Below are 14,334 nucleotides of genomic sequence, written 5' to 3'. Positions count from 1 at the left end.
TGATAAGGTCACTGAGGCTGCCATCGCAAAGCTACGTGAAATGGCGAAACCGTGCAGTGAAAAGCACGCAATTCAACAAGTCGGTAGCATTTCAGCCAACAGCGACAACGACATTGGCGAACTCATTGCGCAAGCCATGGACAAAGTCGGACGTAATGGCGTCATTACCGTTGAAGAGGGCCAAGGGCTCGCGAATGAATTATCGGTCGTTGAAGGGATGCAATTCGACCGCGGTTATTTGTCACCCTATTTTATTACGCATCAAAACAGTGGCACCGTCGAGCTCGACAATCCTTACATCCTGTTAGTCGACAAAAAAATTAGCAATATTCGTGAACTGCTGCCAATCCTCGAGGCGGTAGCAAAATCATCACGCTCGCTACTGATTATCGCAGAAGATGTCGATGGTGAAGCCCTCGCGACCTTGGTGATCAACAATATGCGCGGCATTGTACGTACCGCCGCCGTCAAAGCGCCCGGATTTGGGGATAATCGCAAAGCCATGATGCATGATATTGCCGCATTAACCGCAGGTACGCTTGTCACCGAGGAGATGGGCATTGCGCTTGAAGACGTCACGCTAGAGCAGTTAGGCAGCGCGAAAAAAGTCACCATCAGCAAAGACACCACCACCATTATTGACGGTGCCGCAGAGGAAAGTGCACTCAAAGATCGCATTGCGACTCTCGAAAGACAGCTTGAGAGCACCAGCTCGCAATACGACAAAGAGAAACTTCAGCAACGGATTGCCAAGCTCTCCGGGGGCGTCGCAGTGATTAAAATCGGTGCCGCGACCGAAGTCGAAATGAAAGAGAAAAAGGATCGCGTGGATGATGCTCTGCATGCTACCCGTGCTGCGGTTGAAGAAGGGATCGTGGCCGGCGGCGGTGTCGCATTGATTCAAATCGCGCATGCGCTGCGTGATCTGACAGGTGACAACGACGATCAAAACGTGGGGATCCGGCTTGCCTTACGCGCCCTTGAAGAGCCTCTGCGTCAAATTGCGATAAACGCAGGTCACGAAGGGTCAGTGGTTGCAAACGCGGTCAAAGCAGGCAGCGACCAGTATGGCTACAACGCCGCAACCGGTGAATATGGCAACATGATTGACATGGGCATTTTGGACCCAGCGAAAGTCACGCGCTCGGCGCTCCAATTTGCAGCGTCCGTTGCCGGCCTCATGATCACCACCGAAACGATGGTGACCGACGCCAAGCACGCTGACTAATTTACGCGAACATCATTAACGACAAACACGACAGCGGGCTCGTTAGGGCCCGCTTACTGGATTATTGAGGCATGCAGTATGATGGGTTTACCCGCCTATTCTTTTTCAGTATCCGAAACCGCTACCACTCAGCAATCGCGTCAAAATGGCCCGCAGCGATGTCATTTCCGCGCCTTAGCCAACGGCGAGAGTTCTTCCCGGCTCACACCTTATCGATCGCGGTAATGATGACGTTGTTAGCTGCCAGCATTGTGATGCGACAAAGCCAGCGTTATCACCTGGTTCACTAAACCGTCTTTCTCATTACCCGTTGGCAGACACCGACACACGCGATCCACAAGCAATCGCTAACGCATCATAAAAACCAGTGCGTCACAAAAATGGCTGACGGTATAGGCAGTTAAGGCTAAACTCGCTACGCTATTAAAGCTCAGGGGCAAGGCTCGGTTGGGCATTGGATTACCGCCATCGCTGCTCATCACAATCGCCAACAGGCAAGAGGAAAAAAACGTGAATTGGATGAAAACTTTGTCGCATCACCGTCAACGCATGAATACAGTCATGTTAGTACTGGTGACCACCCTTCTGTTTCTTCCGTTGGCCCATGCCGACCAAGCGCCGGCGCCCACCGAACCAAATGTCACATCGAGCGACACCACCTCATTAGCGCATCAAATAGCGCGCACCAAACAATACATTCAAACCTTGGTAGAAAGCCTTGAACAGGCAAAAGGCGATGACAAAGATGCAATCCAATTGCAGCTATTTACCAAAAATGAAGAGCTGCGAGAGCTGCTCGCCGACGCCATCAATCAGCAAAGCTTAGATAACCCGCAGTTGATTCAACTGGTCACAGCGCAGCGGCGGTATACCCAAGATGCTTACCAATACATCACAACCCGTCTTAATAGACTCAATGAGCAAATCACTCAAGCCAGCCAAGAACAACGCTTACCATTGATTAATGAGTATGCGGAACTGCAACATTATTTAAGCACCACCTTTGAAGCCAGCTGGGAAAACATACGCTGGCTCGAGCAGCTCGATCAACCCGCACGTGAAGCGCGAAACACCTTAGAGCAACGTCTTAACCAGCGTTTACGACTCCTTTCTGCGTCTATCGACTATCTGCGTCAGCAATACACGACGCAAGAAAAGCAAATCAAATCGAGCCCCGATTCCGAAAAGCCCGCGTTGCAGCTGACGCAGTTAAATACGCAACAACGCCTCACGATCGCCACCGATAGCCTAAAGCGCACCTATCAAATCGCTGATGAATTAGGGATCGAAACGGCAGAATACAAACGCCAACTCTTTGGCGTGACCGGCAACATCACTCAAGATATTCTGGATATGGATGTCGCGTATTCGATCCTCTCTCATTGGTCTACGAACACGCTTTCTTGGGCTAAAGACAATGCGCCACAGTTAGTTTTTCAGCTCATCATTTTTGTGTTGATTTTGTTGGTGGCAAGACTGCTCGCGAGACTTACCCGCTCCGTGGTGAAATCCGCGGTCACCAATAAAAACTTTAAGTTCTCTCAGTTGATGCAAGACTTTTTCGTCTCGATGTCTGGCAAAGCTGTGTGGGTAATTGGGATCTTGGTCGGCCTATCCCAAATAGGGGTCAATCTTACTCCGGTACTCACTGGCTTTGGTATCGCTGGGGTCATTATCGGTTTTGCGCTGCAAGATACACTATCAAACTTTGCTGCGGGGATGATGCTACTTATCTACCGCCCTTTCGATGTGGGTGATTTTGTCTACGCCGGTGGCGTGGATGGCAAAGTAGGCAATATGAGCTTGGTGAATACCACGATTCGCACATTTGATAATCAAATTATCATTGTGCCGAACAGCAAAATTTGGGGCGATGTGATTAAAAACGTCACTCGAGAACGGATTCGGCGAGTGGATATGGTGTTTGGTATCGGCTATAAAGATGACCTACTTAAAGCAGAAGCCGTGCTCACCGAGATTGTCCAATCACATCCTGCGGTACTTCGTACACCGGAGCCCATGATCAAAGTACATGTTCTGAATACCTCCTCGGTAGATTTTATTGTCCGACCATGGGTGAAAACCGATGATTATTGGGACGTCTACTGGGATGTCACCAAAACAGTCAAATTGCGCTTTGATGAAGAAGGCATCTCGATTCCATTCCCGCAACAAGACGTCCATCTGAATTGGGTCTCGACAGCGCCAGAGGCTCGGTCAAATCACTAGCATGGCGCCGCAAATGGTTTACCTGTCGGTTTGCACTCAACGCTGCCAGTGGTAATCCATTTGCTTGGCCACGCGCTGGGCTAAATCCTCGCTGTGTAGATCAGCCACCAACTGCAAACTCATATCAATACCCGCAGATATGCCTGCGGAGGTGAGATATTTTCCATCCCTCACCCAGCGCTTACCTGATACCACGCTTAATGGCGGATAGGCACGGCTGAGGTCGTCCATGTCTTCCCAATGTGTGATCACCTTTCGACCATCGAGTAATCCAGCCTCTGCCAGTATGAACGCCCCCGTACAGACAGAAGCCGTGCATTGAGTGATCGCATCTTGTTGCTTCACCCAATCGATCACCGACGGGTGAGTGACTTGCTCATGGTGAACGCCGCCGACAACCAGCAGCACATCCAGCGTGGGATGGTTGGCGAGATGATAATCCGGCACAACACGCAAACCGCCGCGCGCGAGCAAAGGTGAGTCTTGTTCAGCAATCAGTCCAACCTGCCAACTGTCCGCGCCCAAACGTTTTGCGGTGCTAAATACTTCAAAAGGTCCGGCAAAATCGAGCACCTCTGCGTGCTCATACACATAAATACCAATATTCATCGTTTGTCCTTACATCCATGTAAGTTTAAGATTTTACTAAGCGCTCTGTTTTAAATACTTCTTCACCTTTTTTAAGGCCATTTGTCGTTTTAATGGAGAGAGATAATCGATAAAAAGGTTTCCAGATAAGTGGTCGATTTCATGCTGCATAACAATGGCAAGAAAATCATCGCGCTCTATCGTGATCGATTGACCATTGCGATCAAGGGCCGACACCACAACAGACGAGTATCGCTCGACATCTGCATAATAGCCGGGCACGGATAAACAACCCTCCTGACCAATGGCTTTGTCGACGCCAGATACAACCACCGGATTAATGAGCACTAAAGGGTCATCCCGGCGTTCAGAAATATCGATGACGACAATCGCCTCTTTACGACCCACTTGCGTGGCAGCCAAGCCAATACCGTTGTCAGTGGCATACAACGTCTCAAGCATATCATCAATCAACGTCTGTACGGCGGTAATATCCGTGACTGGCTCTGCTTTTATGGCCAGCCTTGGATCTGGCGCGGTAATGATTTCTAACATACGGGCTATCTATTTCACAGGTTAAGGGTGATGAGGAATAAACTTATCAAAGCGGCTCTCCATACAGGCACTGATATCGGTGGTGATAAACTCCCCCTGATAATACAAACTGAAAATGGTGGCCGGTGAAGGACATGCTTGTGCTTGGCTCAATGTCTCTAAATGATGCACTTCAAGCGGGATCCCACGCTGCGCACAGCTCTGTTGTAACGAGTTCAGCACATGGTATTCCGCATAAGGACAACGATGGGAGTAATACGCCACACACCCTTCGGTTGATACATTGGCGGTATGAACGGATTCTCTAAATTGCGGTATTTCAGCTGCATCATTCAGCGGATAATACAACAGCACAAAGCCATTAGGGGCCTCATCCGCCACGTTGAAGCCTTGGCCTTTTAACCATTTTGTATCGCTCATAAAGTGGTATTTCTTTTTACCGACCACGGCGACTAGGCCTTGCTTATTTTGCTGTTTAGCCGCTTCAATGGCGTCAGCTAACAGTTGCTTGCCGTGTCCATGCCCTTTGTATTTCCCAGAGACCCAAAAGCAACCCAATGCCAGATAACCATCCGCTTGTATGGGCTGCCAAGCTGTCTCTGCTGGGCCATATTCGATAAAGACTTTGGCGCGTTCATCTAAACGGCGAAAACGGTATCCGTGCTGATGATCCTGCTTTAGCCACTGCTTTTTCGCCTGATAGCTGGCTTGACACTTTTTATCCGAGAACGCACAGCAGATATGCGCATCATCCAAGGTTTCTGGGGTTAAGGTTAGGTACGCCATATTCACCTCCACACAGGTGTATTGATGGTATACCTTTTAACCTACCTTAACCGCATGGATGATGACTCCGCCTTGGTCACAAAGCCATCAATCTTATGAGGACGTCGCTGCGAGGCGTGTTTTCTTGCGCATCGACAATAAAAGCATACCGATGCTGGCACACATAGCCATAGCGATAACAAGCGACCAAGTCACCGAATAATCGAACGTGTCGATGACATAGCCAATCAATACAAAGCTTGGCATCAGCAATAAGCTACGCAACGTGATCAATACCCCTTGAATACGACCGCGATGACTCGCCGGTGAGTTGTTGGCAAGATACACGCCTTCTTTGGTCAGGACCAACACCTCGCCAGCGGAAAGGAAGAACCACGCTAAAAAGTGAACGGGAATCGTAGGTGCCAACATCACAAGACCATAACCCAACACAAACAAAAGCCCTGCATAGGCCAACCCTATCGTCTCAGTATGTCCAGACGTCGCGCGGAGCAATAGTGGCGTTATGATCACCACCAACACGCACGCATACGTCATCAGTTGACCAAAACGTACGGGCCCTTCTTGGCCAAATAAATGACTCAGATAAAGCGGGCTAGCCATCGTCATTTGGTTCAACGCAAACCAAAGCATGCCGCAAAGTAAAGTGAACACAATGAGATAAGGACGTGATTTAAGCACCGACCAGACACTGCCTTCTACGGCGCGTTCAAGGTCAGAGTCAGACTCGGGGACGGCTTCCTCGGTCACATTGACCAAAAAGGCAACCACAAGAATACCCACTAAAACGGCAAGCCCGTTACCAAAGAAAATCCATTCAGTGTGCTGCCAAAACAAATAGCCCGCTAAGATGGGGCCAATCGCTGAACCCAAGTTATAGGCAAGGTAACTAAGCGACATCACTGCATCACGATTACCTGCGTGAGATAAATCGGCCACCAATGCATTACTGGCCGGCAACGCTACACCGATAAAAAAGTAAGCGGCGAATAATAACGCCGGCACCATCACAGGGGAATCGGGTGCAAACCCACATATCAGCAGCAAGATAGCGCCGACACATTCCCCCGCCACCATAGTGTTTTTATGACCTACCCAATCAGAAAGCTTGCCACCAATAAAACTCCCCAGCAGGTACAAGCCAGTAATACTCATCGCTAATGTACCCGCCAGCGACGCGGAGTAGCCGAGCTTATCGGTAAACAACAACACGAGGAAAGGAATAATAAAGTTGCCCATCCCGAGGATCATGCGGGCCAGTGCAACGTAGTAAATATTGCGGTGCAATCCTTTATACATCGCCACCGCAGAAAGAATCTTGTTGATTGTCGTAATCGTTAAACGTCCGTGTTAAAAAATCAGCACATAATGTACATGATTGATAAATTTATAAAAACTCGTCATTCACTAACGACCAATGGTGCGGCATGAGCTCGCGCACAGTTTTAAAAACTAGCTGGTTGTCTGGCGTAGAAATCGCAGCTTTTGCGCGATTATTGTGTCCAAAAGAGGCAAATACGTGGCTTGGACCTTTCTGTTTTTCGAAAAAATAAAGTCCCTAATATGGTGGCTACGTTTCGACCTCTTTAGAGACATTTCGATGGATGATAACGCTCGGCAACTGCTTAACCACCTATGCCAAGGCTATGACCGATTAGCCCAACGTCAACAAACGCGCGCTTTTCCAGAGCTCTCCACCGCTATCAAGCACCCACTCGGCTATTGTCTGGTTCACTGTCCGATCGGTAGTCAGCGATTATCGATTGTTTCGCTACAATTTGCCCCCAGCGTTCGCGGCCAAGGGGTACTGACGGCGTTTATCGATTATATTCAAGCGCATCCGCATCACTATCGCGGCATTGAAGTCGCCACCATCCAAAATCAAAGCTTAGCGAAACGGCTACTGACATTGGGTTGGCGATATAAGTCTGTCCTAACAAAACTATTTCGCGCCAATACCCCTACCTTGGTGCATGATTTCTAATCAAAATACGGAAGTTTTCGCTAAGATGGGTTCCTATTATTGCCAGCGTTTGCCAACCCTGAATGGCTTGTCCAGCGCCTCTATCAAAGACTGCTCTCATCGATGCCGAGCTCGGCTCGTTTCACTTTACTCAAGCCCTGACAAACAAGCTGATACGATTGCGCCACATAGTACTTTAAGTCTTCATCAAGCTCCCCAGTGGTATGGGTTTGTTGAATCCATTTCATACCCCGGTTAGCAAAATACGGCGCCGGTACGTAACCCTCAAGATCGCACAAAAAGGCATAATTCATTGGCGAGGTTTTAAAGGTAAACGCCGGTTGACCGCTTTTACTACTGGTGCCAATGGCAAAGACTTTCCCACCCACTTTCCAGACGTCTGAGTTGCCCCACTGCACCACATGTGTCGCGGCCGTAAACGCGCTGCAATATTGATTAAATGTAGAATGGTCCATGTGGCTCTCCTTTCGACGCCTCAATGACAAGGTAGGAAGCAGTATTGTTTCTGTCAGTTACAGTGCGGCTGACAGCTTTTTAAGGTAGCCTTTTGCCAACGAGTTATTGCCACGGCTCAGCCATTTGATGCAATCAAACAGCTCCCAAATCAGCCCTGCATCCCCGCTGGTGTAAACAGGAAAGTTCTCGTGCTTAGGGGCTGGCTCATCCGTCACTCGCGCTGGAACGATGTCTGCTTTATCAAATAAAACCATAAAGGGCTGCGCGAGCTGAAATGGTTCGCTCACGTCCAAACAATGGATTTCGGCACTGGTTAGATCCGTGAAAATATATTTTTTAAACATCGCCTGTTCATTGTGATCACCGGACAAGCAATAGAAAATGTCTTTCCCGGCCTCAAAGCGCGCAAAACATGACGCTGCCGAGCGATGAAAGCCGTGCTGTGTAAACACGATAATATCCGCATCGGACACGCGATCGCCTTTGCCCGCGGCGAGAGAGCCGACTATTACTGCCGCAATCACATCCTGTTCTGAAGCAAACGCGGCGCAGGCCGATTCAATCAATGCCTGCTGCAAAGGCAAGTGTTGTCCGTTTATTTCATCCTGAATCATAGTTATTCCTTAATGTTTCGAACGAGCCGCAACGGCCGTTGGGCTTACTTAAAGCAGACTTCCGCCCAACGCGCTAAGCCTGCGGTGACTGAGCCAAAGTAGTCACCACTCACCACAGGAATGTTCGGTAACTCTGCTTGTACAGCTTCCCGCAAGAAGGGCGAGCGTGCCGAGCCGCCTGTCATAAAAATCACGTCAGGCTTTACACCGGCCTGAGCGACCACATCGTGCACTAAGGCGATCATCTTACGTTTGGGCGCCTCAATCGCATCAATCATGTTATCGCGCGATATATCAACGTCCACGCGCTCGGAGAACAATTGAATACCCGCTCGGTATGCGGCTTGATCCGACAACGCAATCTTTGCTTCTTCCGCACGACGGACAATGTTGTAACCCAGTGACTCGTGATACACCTCAAGCAAACGAGCCAGTTTATGTGGTTCTTGCGCTTGCTTGTGCAGCCCTTTGAGCACCGCCAAATTTTCAAACGCATAGAAATCGTTTTGCGCTTGTACGTTGTTAATCGCGATGGGGTTGGAAAACTGCGTAATCGGCATTTCAATGCCAGATTCCATCTTGCTGCCCATCCCAAACGGAAACATCATTTGTTTGAATGCCAACGCAATATCTAGGTCATTACCGCCAATACGCTGGCCTTTGTGCGCTAACAAACTTGCACTACGATCGCGACTACCGCGCCATGATGGCCCCATCTCAATCAACGAACAGTCTGTGGTTCCCCCACCGATATCGACCACCAGAACGATTTGGTCTTCGCTCAGCGTCGCTTCATAGTCCAGACCGGCAGCGACCGGTTCAAACTGAAATTCAATCTGTTTAAAGCCCGCCCGCTTAGCCGCATGGAGCAAAATAGCTTCGGCTTGGCGGTTTGCCGTCTCGCCTCCACGACCTTGAAAGTTGATCGGCCGACCGATCACCGCATCATGAATACTCTGTTGGGTTTGGTGTTCGGCTTGCGTTTTGATGTTATCCATCATTGCGCATACGAGGTCTTCAAAAAACCGAAGCTGGGCATCACGTAAACCTGACGCGCCAAGGAAAGATTTAGGCGATTTCACGTAGTACATATCGCGCGGATCATCGAGATAGCGATCGAGCGCCGCTTGACCAAACGCCATGTCCTCCGCCTCAAGTTCAATGCTTTCCTCTCGGTTTACATGAATGGCGCGGCGCAACATCTGCTCGCCAATCGTATCTAGCGGCTTGATGCCACGGTGACGAAACAAATACTCAGACACAGATTCGCGCGTAGGTGCGGCAAGGGAGGAAGGAATAAACGTGCTGTCCCCTTCTAGACGCAACAGCGTCGGCTGACCGTTTTCAATCTTCGCCACCGAGCAATTTGCTGTACCATAGTCAAAGCCGATATACATAAATGCCTCTCACCGCAGAAAAAGTCGGCAATGCTACCTCAACCGTGGCGGGATTTCTAACATCCGTGTGCCCAAGCCAGTCCGGCTATCTGGGCCAGTGCCCCGCTACCCATTGTCATCTTGGTGAACCTGAATTACACCTTGTCGGCAAAATAGGCCATGATTTCTGCAGTCGTCATAAATTATTTTTCACCATCTCTTTGATGGTTCTTGCCTTAACAAAATGATCTAATTGATGGGTCTGTATCCACCAGGTTGCGGCTTCCATCAACTGCTCTGGATTGTCATTTTTGTTTTTGAAGAACGCATAAAATGACACACCGACATTCTCACCTTTCGCTTTGATTTTTTGATCACATACCGCCAGGATTTTCGCTCTTAGCTCCGCTCTCATACGATCCTACTCTATCCTTAAATGAATAAGTTCTGCTCTAATTCTAAAAGGCGCTTTTTCAGTGACAGACCGCCACCATAGCCAATAAGCTCCCCTTGGGTGCCGATAACCCTATGGCAAGGAATAATAATCGCCAACGCATTTGCCCCGTTGGCATTGCCAACCGCACGTACTGCGGCTTCATTACCAATCGATACTGCCAACTCTTGATACGTCACCCTGTCACCGTATTGAATGTTGCTTAATGCACTCCATACCGACCGTTGAAAATCGGTACCCGCCAAAAGTAAAGGAAGGTCAAAAGTTTTTCGCTCACCCAAAAAATATTCCTCGAGTTGATCTTGAGTAGCCGCTAAAACATCATCGCTCTTTTCTACAAAATCAGCGTTAAGAATCCGTTTAATGCGCTCATCAACAGCACTTCTCATTTTGCGATATCGGAAGTCACACAAGCAAAGCTTACCTTGATACGAACCAAGGATAAATTCGGCATAAGGATGTTTATAATACTGGATATTTATTGTGTTCATTGTGTCTCTTATAAATGATTTATCCATACCAATATGGATACTTGTCTTATCTGTTTTAACTTCTACGTTAATTACCCCTAAGTGTTTCTAAAATTCTCATACCATCGCTTTTGCAGCCACTGTAACCACCAAAAATCGGGGGTATCTTATGGGCATTTCGCAGTTGAACCCGCGACTCCCTAGTTGTTTACGAAAAGAATGCATTTATGGTTGATATAATCAAACCCAATGCTGGTGCGAACAAACATAGAATTGCAAGAACGAATAGTACGAGAATACGTTTCCAAGACTTTGCTGCTTCTTGGGAAAATTTAACTGTCAACCAAGAATCCGAAGCAACTAACATTGTATCTTCCTGATTCTTTACATACTTCTGTTTGTCATAAAGTGACATAAGCTAGACTCCACCTACCTACAGATGCTAGCACACGAGAGTCGGTGCTAGCTCCTTCTGATTGTTATGCGACGCGCACACCTACTTTTTCCAATTTTTGACGGATGCTGTCGATTGACTCGTCATATTCCCAGTACATCATACGACCGTGCGATCCAGTCACTAAAAGATATTGCTCACTAACAGACTGCAGCCTCTCGATCGCAACGAGCTTTGTGACGTACTGCTCCTCATTCACTGTTTCTGTAATTTCTTTATGATTGTCGTCATAACCGTGAACGATAATCGCTGTCTTCACATTTACCTCTAGGTATTGCATCTCGAGGTGAGACATATCACTATTTTTGGCGTTGCACTTGCTATACGCCAGTCTGTGCTCAAGTGGTGGATGACATCGTAACCATCAACTTCAATCAGCCTAAAGCTACCTTTTGAAGAAAAGGAACAAGTCCAGCGAGATCTCAATGATCTCGTTATAGCGGCCTAACAACCCCCACAAAGTTTGTCGATGATTCAGTCAAAGACGTCTTTTTCCAATCTGCGTAACGTTCTACTAACTGCAGACCGTGTTGCTCAAGGCGATCGCCTATCTCGTCAATTGAACGATATTTCAGCTCGATATAGCTTTGATATTGCATACCATTTTCATATTCTCTTCTTACACGATGCAACATCGTATTACTTAATGTTGGGTGCCTGCTGTCCAAACCATATATATCGACGTTTTCTCCGTTGGAACTCGTATAGGAAGACCAATATTCGTAATTATGTGTTGTTTCAAAGTACTTAGGACATGGTAGTCGACAATCAAATACGAAAAAACTATTTCCGTGCATGTGTTTTTTTACATTTTCGAGCATGGATGAAAGGTCTGTATCTGAAAGAAATGCTTGAAAGGCATTTCCCGTCATAATAATCAGATCAAAGACGCTTTTTAAGTCGAAACTTACGGCATCCTTTTCATAAAACGTGACATTACTAATATTTGATGACTTAGACTTCGCAAAATCAACCATTGAACGAGAAAAATCAATACCTACTGCATGAGATAACTTCTTTGATAATGGAATTGTTACTAGGCCAGTCCCGCAGCAGACATCTAGTAGGGATAAGACATTTCGATGAAGCATTAAATCCTGAAAGAACGATATTTCATCCGAATAGTAATTACCATACTGGGCATCGTATTCCTCACCTGACCAAAACTCACTTTTACTCTGCTTCAAAAACTCTTTCCCTTGTACTTGAAAGTAATATGGGGCTCATTACCATTCTTCTCTGTGGAAAAAGGGGAAACGCAATAGTAAAGAAACCGTATACTTTTTTATATCTATCACTAATGCCAACGCACAAGAAAAATGCCCAGCATTACAATCTAATAAAAAAGCTTACATTACCAATGTTGTATATCACATGACCATATTATGATGTACGTTTTACAGCAACCACTGAAAAAATATGCCAATGCTTAGGGGCTCCAACCATTGTCGCGCCAGGCTCATCACGTTCTTTGAAACTGACTATTTCAAACTCTTCAAATAAGAGCTCAACTTGTTCGTTACTCAACGGAGCCGTCGGTAACCGAAAATTCGTTGCCCAAGTATCTCTATGCCCCATAAAATCACCTACAAAAACACCACCAGCCGCGATAGAAGAAGCAAGTTTTCGCCATGTATTTTTAAACTCTATCGGATCAGCAAAGAACAAACTTGAGTTTGCCATCACTATGCCAGTAGAAGGATAATTGAAAGACTCAAATGAGCACTCTGAAAGTTTAACCAGCGGCTTTGAACTAAACCTTTCTGAACATATCGCAATAGAGTCTGGATTAATATCAAAGCCATACACCCGATAGCCTTGCTGCTCTAGATACGCTATCTCACTTCCGGTTCCACAACCGCAATCAACAGCGGTTTTCAGTCCAGACTGATCCAACTCAATGGCGAGTTCAGTGCGTGAATTGTGGGGGCGTAACAATGATTTTTCGTAGTACTGACGCCAAGTTGCTGAAGTATCATCCATAACGTTCAATATTCCAATAAAGTGAGCCAAATTAAGGTGTGAACAACGCTTATCCCTTAGCTAATCCATTGTGCGTAAGTACCAAAGCTGATTAAAACTGAAAATGCCAAGCGCTGAAAATTTCTCTTAAACACCTTGCCAGTTGCGCTCTAACCACTCCGAACGGAGCATCCCATATTTAACTGAATCGTAGTACTTACCCTCGTAGTAACGCACTTTTCGCAATCTAGCTTCTTGCTGGAAGCCTAATTTCAATGCTAGCGACATCATGCGAGGGTTACCCGACCAGGTTGTCATACCAACACGCTCAATTTCTTTAGTATTAAATAAGTACGAAACCCAGAGAGAAATGGCTCGTGCTGCGATACCTTTCCCCCAATATGCAGAATCATAAATAATAACACCAGCTTCAAGCCAGCGAGTTTCTTCACACTCCCAGTAACAATTTACTGTCCCAACAGGCACATCATCCACAGTGACTAACTGTAGGTCTGAACCATTTAATAATCTTTGAAATGAAGATTTCTCAAACTGTTCTAGTGATGGATGTGAGTAAGGAAAGTAAGGGCCATTAAACTTTGTCCATTCATTATTTGAAATAACCAAAGAATGGAGAGATTCCAGTTCGTCTTCCTTGGCTGGTCTTATATCTACTTTCATATGTTCTGTAATACTTCGCGATTCTTTGTAGCAAACTAACGAATGACGTGATTCCCCCTATTGAAGATCTGCCACACTTAGGTGCGGTAGAGCGACGTGTGGAATAAGAACCTCGCCGAAATCTAAAAATTGATGACATACACTTTTGTTATGGCGCTCGATTTTCAGTCAGTTCCTGTATGTCGATTAAATCCACTTCTCTTTTCAGTAAGCACTTGTACTTTATTAACTCGTCTTTAGGGATTACTGACACTTCGACATTTTGGTAACACATTGAAACCGAATTAGAAACATCAATTTCTAACCTGTGCCATGAACCATCAAGAGCCGATTGAATTCTAGTTCCTTTAGACAAACCAACTTCGATTTTTTGAGAATGGTAGATTAATTGGAAATACTCTAAATCCCAACCGCATTCCACGTAATGCGTTAAAGGTTTGGAGACATATGAACCAACCTTTGCTAACAGTTTTTCTGCATTGGCATTGTGGATAAAC

17 protein-coding genes and 2 pseudogenes (1 of these 19 running past the window's edge) are annotated in these 14,334 nt (G+C 46.8%); 4 read left to right on the top strand and 15 right to left on the bottom strand.

Going from position 1 to position 14,334, the window contains the following annotated elements:
• The 3 genes from groL to BZJ17_RS15615 all read left to right on the top strand — a co-directional run.
• The coding region (gene groL, locus BZJ17_RS15625; RefSeq protein WP_241836830.1) for a chaperonin GroEL at positions 1-1,228 on the top strand (1,228 nt) is incomplete at its 5' end.
• A 158-nt stretch (positions 1,229-1,386) separates the two neighbouring features.
• Positions 1,387-1,518 carry a hypothetical protein gene (locus BZJ17_RS17655; protein WP_277868810.1) on the top strand — a complete coding sequence of 44 codons (132 nt, stop codon included), beginning with the start codon at positions 1,387-1,389 and terminating at the stop codon, positions 1,516-1,518.
• A gap of 229 nt (positions 1,519-1,747) precedes the next feature.
• The gene (locus BZJ17_RS15615) at positions 1,748-3,457 is read left to right on the top strand and encodes a mechanosensitive ion channel domain-containing protein (protein WP_077641355.1); all 1,710 of its coding nucleotides are present in this window, start codon (positions 1,748-1,750) and stop codon (positions 3,455-3,457) included.
• Positions 3,458-3,493: 36 nt separating this feature from the next.
• Here the strand turns inward: BZJ17_RS15615 and BZJ17_RS15610 are convergent, their stop codons facing one another.
• From BZJ17_RS15610 to BZJ17_RS17525, 5 genes and pseudogenes are all read right to left on the bottom strand, one after another.
• The gene (locus BZJ17_RS15610; protein WP_077641354.1) at positions 3,494-4,066 is read right to left on the bottom strand and encodes a DJ-1/PfpI family protein; all 573 of its coding nucleotides are present in this window, start codon (positions 4,064-4,066) and stop codon (positions 3,494-3,496) included.
• 36 nt (positions 4,067-4,102) lie between these two features.
• A complete protein-coding gene (def, locus tag BZJ17_RS15605; protein WP_069362669.1) occupies positions 4,103-4,600 on the bottom strand; it encodes a peptide deformylase in 498 nt (165 codons plus the stop codon).
• A 21-nt stretch (positions 4,601-4,621) separates the two neighbouring features.
• Positions 4,622-5,386: an N-acetyltransferase gene (locus BZJ17_RS15600; RefSeq protein WP_077641353.1), complete on the bottom strand. Its 765-nt coding sequence runs from the start codon at positions 5,384-5,386 to the stop codon at positions 4,622-4,624.
• 93 nt (positions 5,387-5,479) lie between these two features.
• A complete protein-coding gene (locus BZJ17_RS15595) occupies positions 5,480-6,685 on the bottom strand; it encodes an MFS transporter (RefSeq protein WP_077641352.1) in 1,206 nt (401 codons plus the stop codon).
• A gap of 88 nt (positions 6,686-6,773) precedes the next feature.
• Positions 6,774-6,872 (bottom strand): annotated as a pseudogene (locus BZJ17_RS17525) (cytidine deaminase); the annotation flags it as partial.
• A gap of 114 nt (positions 6,873-6,986) precedes the next feature.
• Between BZJ17_RS17525 and BZJ17_RS15585 the strand changes: the two are divergent.
• On the top strand, positions 6,987-7,370 hold the full coding sequence (locus tag BZJ17_RS15585) for a hypothetical protein (RefSeq protein WP_077641351.1): 384 nt from the start codon (positions 6,987-6,989) through the stop codon (positions 7,368-7,370).
• 83 nt (positions 7,371-7,453) lie between these two features.
• On the opposite strand, the gene BZJ17_RS15580 is transcribed toward BZJ17_RS15585, so the two are convergent.
• The 10 genes and pseudogenes from BZJ17_RS15580 to BZJ17_RS17520 all read right to left on the bottom strand — a co-directional run.
• Positions 7,454-7,825 (bottom strand): MmcQ/YjbR family DNA-binding protein, encoded by a 372-nt coding sequence (locus BZJ17_RS15580; RefSeq protein WP_077641350.1) that lies wholly within the window; start codon positions 7,823-7,825, stop codon positions 7,454-7,456.
• Positions 7,826-7,882: 57 nt separating this feature from the next.
• On the bottom strand, positions 7,883-8,440 hold the full coding sequence (locus BZJ17_RS15575; RefSeq protein WP_077641349.1) for a nucleotidyltransferase domain-containing protein: 558 nt from the start codon (positions 8,438-8,440) through the stop codon (positions 7,883-7,885).
• A 44-nt stretch (positions 8,441-8,484) separates the two neighbouring features.
• Positions 8,485-9,837, bottom strand: a complete 1,353-nt coding sequence (gene yegD / locus BZJ17_RS15570) for a molecular chaperone (protein ID WP_077641348.1) — start codon at positions 9,835-9,837, stop codon at positions 8,485-8,487.
• A gap of 175 nt (positions 9,838-10,012) precedes the next feature.
• Positions 10,013-10,231, bottom strand: a complete 219-nt coding sequence (locus BZJ17_RS15565; protein ID WP_077455618.1) for a DUF6500 family protein — start codon at positions 10,229-10,231, stop codon at positions 10,013-10,015.
• 17 nt (positions 10,232-10,248) lie between these two features.
• Positions 10,249-10,761: a methylated-DNA--[protein]-cysteine S-methyltransferase gene (locus BZJ17_RS15560; RefSeq protein WP_077641347.1), complete on the bottom strand. Its 513-nt coding sequence runs from the start codon at positions 10,759-10,761 to the stop codon at positions 10,249-10,251.
• Positions 10,762-11,219: 458 nt separating this feature from the next.
• Positions 11,220-11,453, bottom strand: coding sequence for a hypothetical protein (locus tag BZJ17_RS15550; protein WP_241836829.1), 234 nt, complete (start codon positions 11,451-11,453; stop codon positions 11,220-11,222).
• 175 nt (positions 11,454-11,628) lie between these two features.
• Positions 11,629-12,381, bottom strand: coding sequence for a class I SAM-dependent methyltransferase (locus tag BZJ17_RS15545; protein ID WP_077641346.1), 753 nt, complete (start codon positions 12,379-12,381; stop codon positions 11,629-11,631).
• A gap of 196 nt (positions 12,382-12,577) precedes the next feature.
• The gene (locus BZJ17_RS15540; protein ID WP_077641345.1) at positions 12,578-13,177 is read right to left on the bottom strand and encodes a class I SAM-dependent methyltransferase; all 600 of its coding nucleotides are present in this window, start codon (positions 13,175-13,177) and stop codon (positions 12,578-12,580) included.
• A gap of 126 nt (positions 13,178-13,303) precedes the next feature.
• On the bottom strand, positions 13,304-13,837 hold the full coding sequence (locus tag BZJ17_RS15535; protein ID WP_077641344.1) for a GNAT family protein: 534 nt from the start codon (positions 13,835-13,837) through the stop codon (positions 13,304-13,306).
• A gap of 148 nt (positions 13,838-13,985) precedes the next feature.
• Positions 13,986-14,334 (bottom strand): annotated as a pseudogene (locus tag BZJ17_RS17520) (MazG-related protein) (it continues 159 nt past the right edge of the window).

Origin of the sequence: Salinivibrio sp. IB574, from assembly GCF_001996205.1 — a bacterium.
In the GTDB taxonomy this organism is placed as follows: domain Bacteria; phylum Pseudomonadota; class Gammaproteobacteria; order Enterobacterales; family Vibrionaceae; genus Salinivibrio; species Salinivibrio proteolyticus.
The sequence above is the reverse complement of the archived record's forward strand: the minus strand, read 5'-3'. Positions and strand labels throughout refer to the sequence as shown.

Coding starts and splice junctions, on each gene's coding strand:
- BZJ17_RS15540 (WP_077641345.1), bottom strand. CDS start 13,177: ATGGATGATACTTCAGCAACTTGGCGTCAGTACTACGAAAAATCATTG.
- BZJ17_RS15610 (WP_077641354.1), bottom strand. CDS start 4,066: ATGAATATTGGTATTTATGTGTATGAGCACGCAGAGGTGCTCGATTTT.
- BZJ17_RS15600 (WP_077641353.1), bottom strand. CDS start 5,386: ATGGCGTACCTAACCTTAACCCCAGAAACCTTGGATGATGCGCATATC.
- BZJ17_RS15565 (WP_077455618.1), bottom strand. CDS start 10,231: ATGAGAGCGGAGCTAAGAGCGAAAATCCTGGCGGTATGTGATCAAAAA.
- BZJ17_RS15580 (WP_077641350.1), bottom strand. CDS start 7,825: ATGGACCATTCTACATTTAATCAATATTGCAGCGCGTTTACGGCCGCG.
- BZJ17_RS15535 (WP_077641344.1), bottom strand. CDS start 13,837: ATGAAAGTAGATATAAGACCAGCCAAGGAAGACGAACTGGAATCTCTC.
- BZJ17_RS15585 (WP_077641351.1), top strand. CDS start 6,987: ATGGATGATAACGCTCGGCAACTGCTTAACCACCTATGCCAAGGCTAT.
- BZJ17_RS15615 (WP_077641355.1), top strand. CDS start 1,748: ATGAAAACTTTGTCGCATCACCGTCAACGCATGAATACAGTCATGTTA.
- BZJ17_RS17655 (WP_277868810.1), top strand. CDS start 1,387: ATGTCATTTCCGCGCCTTAGCCAACGGCGAGAGTTCTTCCCGGCTCAC.
- yegD (WP_077641348.1), bottom strand. CDS start 9,837: ATGTATATCGGCTTTGACTATGGTACAGCAAATTGCTCGGTGGCGAAG.
- BZJ17_RS15575 (WP_077641349.1), bottom strand. CDS start 8,440: ATGATTCAGGATGAAATAAACGGACAACACTTGCCTTTGCAGCAGGCA.
- BZJ17_RS15560 (WP_077641347.1), bottom strand. CDS start 10,761: ATGAACACAATAAATATCCAGTATTATAAACATCCTTATGCCGAATTT.
- def (WP_069362669.1), bottom strand. CDS start 4,600: ATGTTAGAAATCATTACCGCGCCAGATCCAAGGCTGGCCATAAAAGCA.
- BZJ17_RS15595 (WP_077641352.1), bottom strand. CDS start 6,685: ATGTATAAAGGATTGCACCGCAATATTTACTACGTTGCACTGGCCCGC.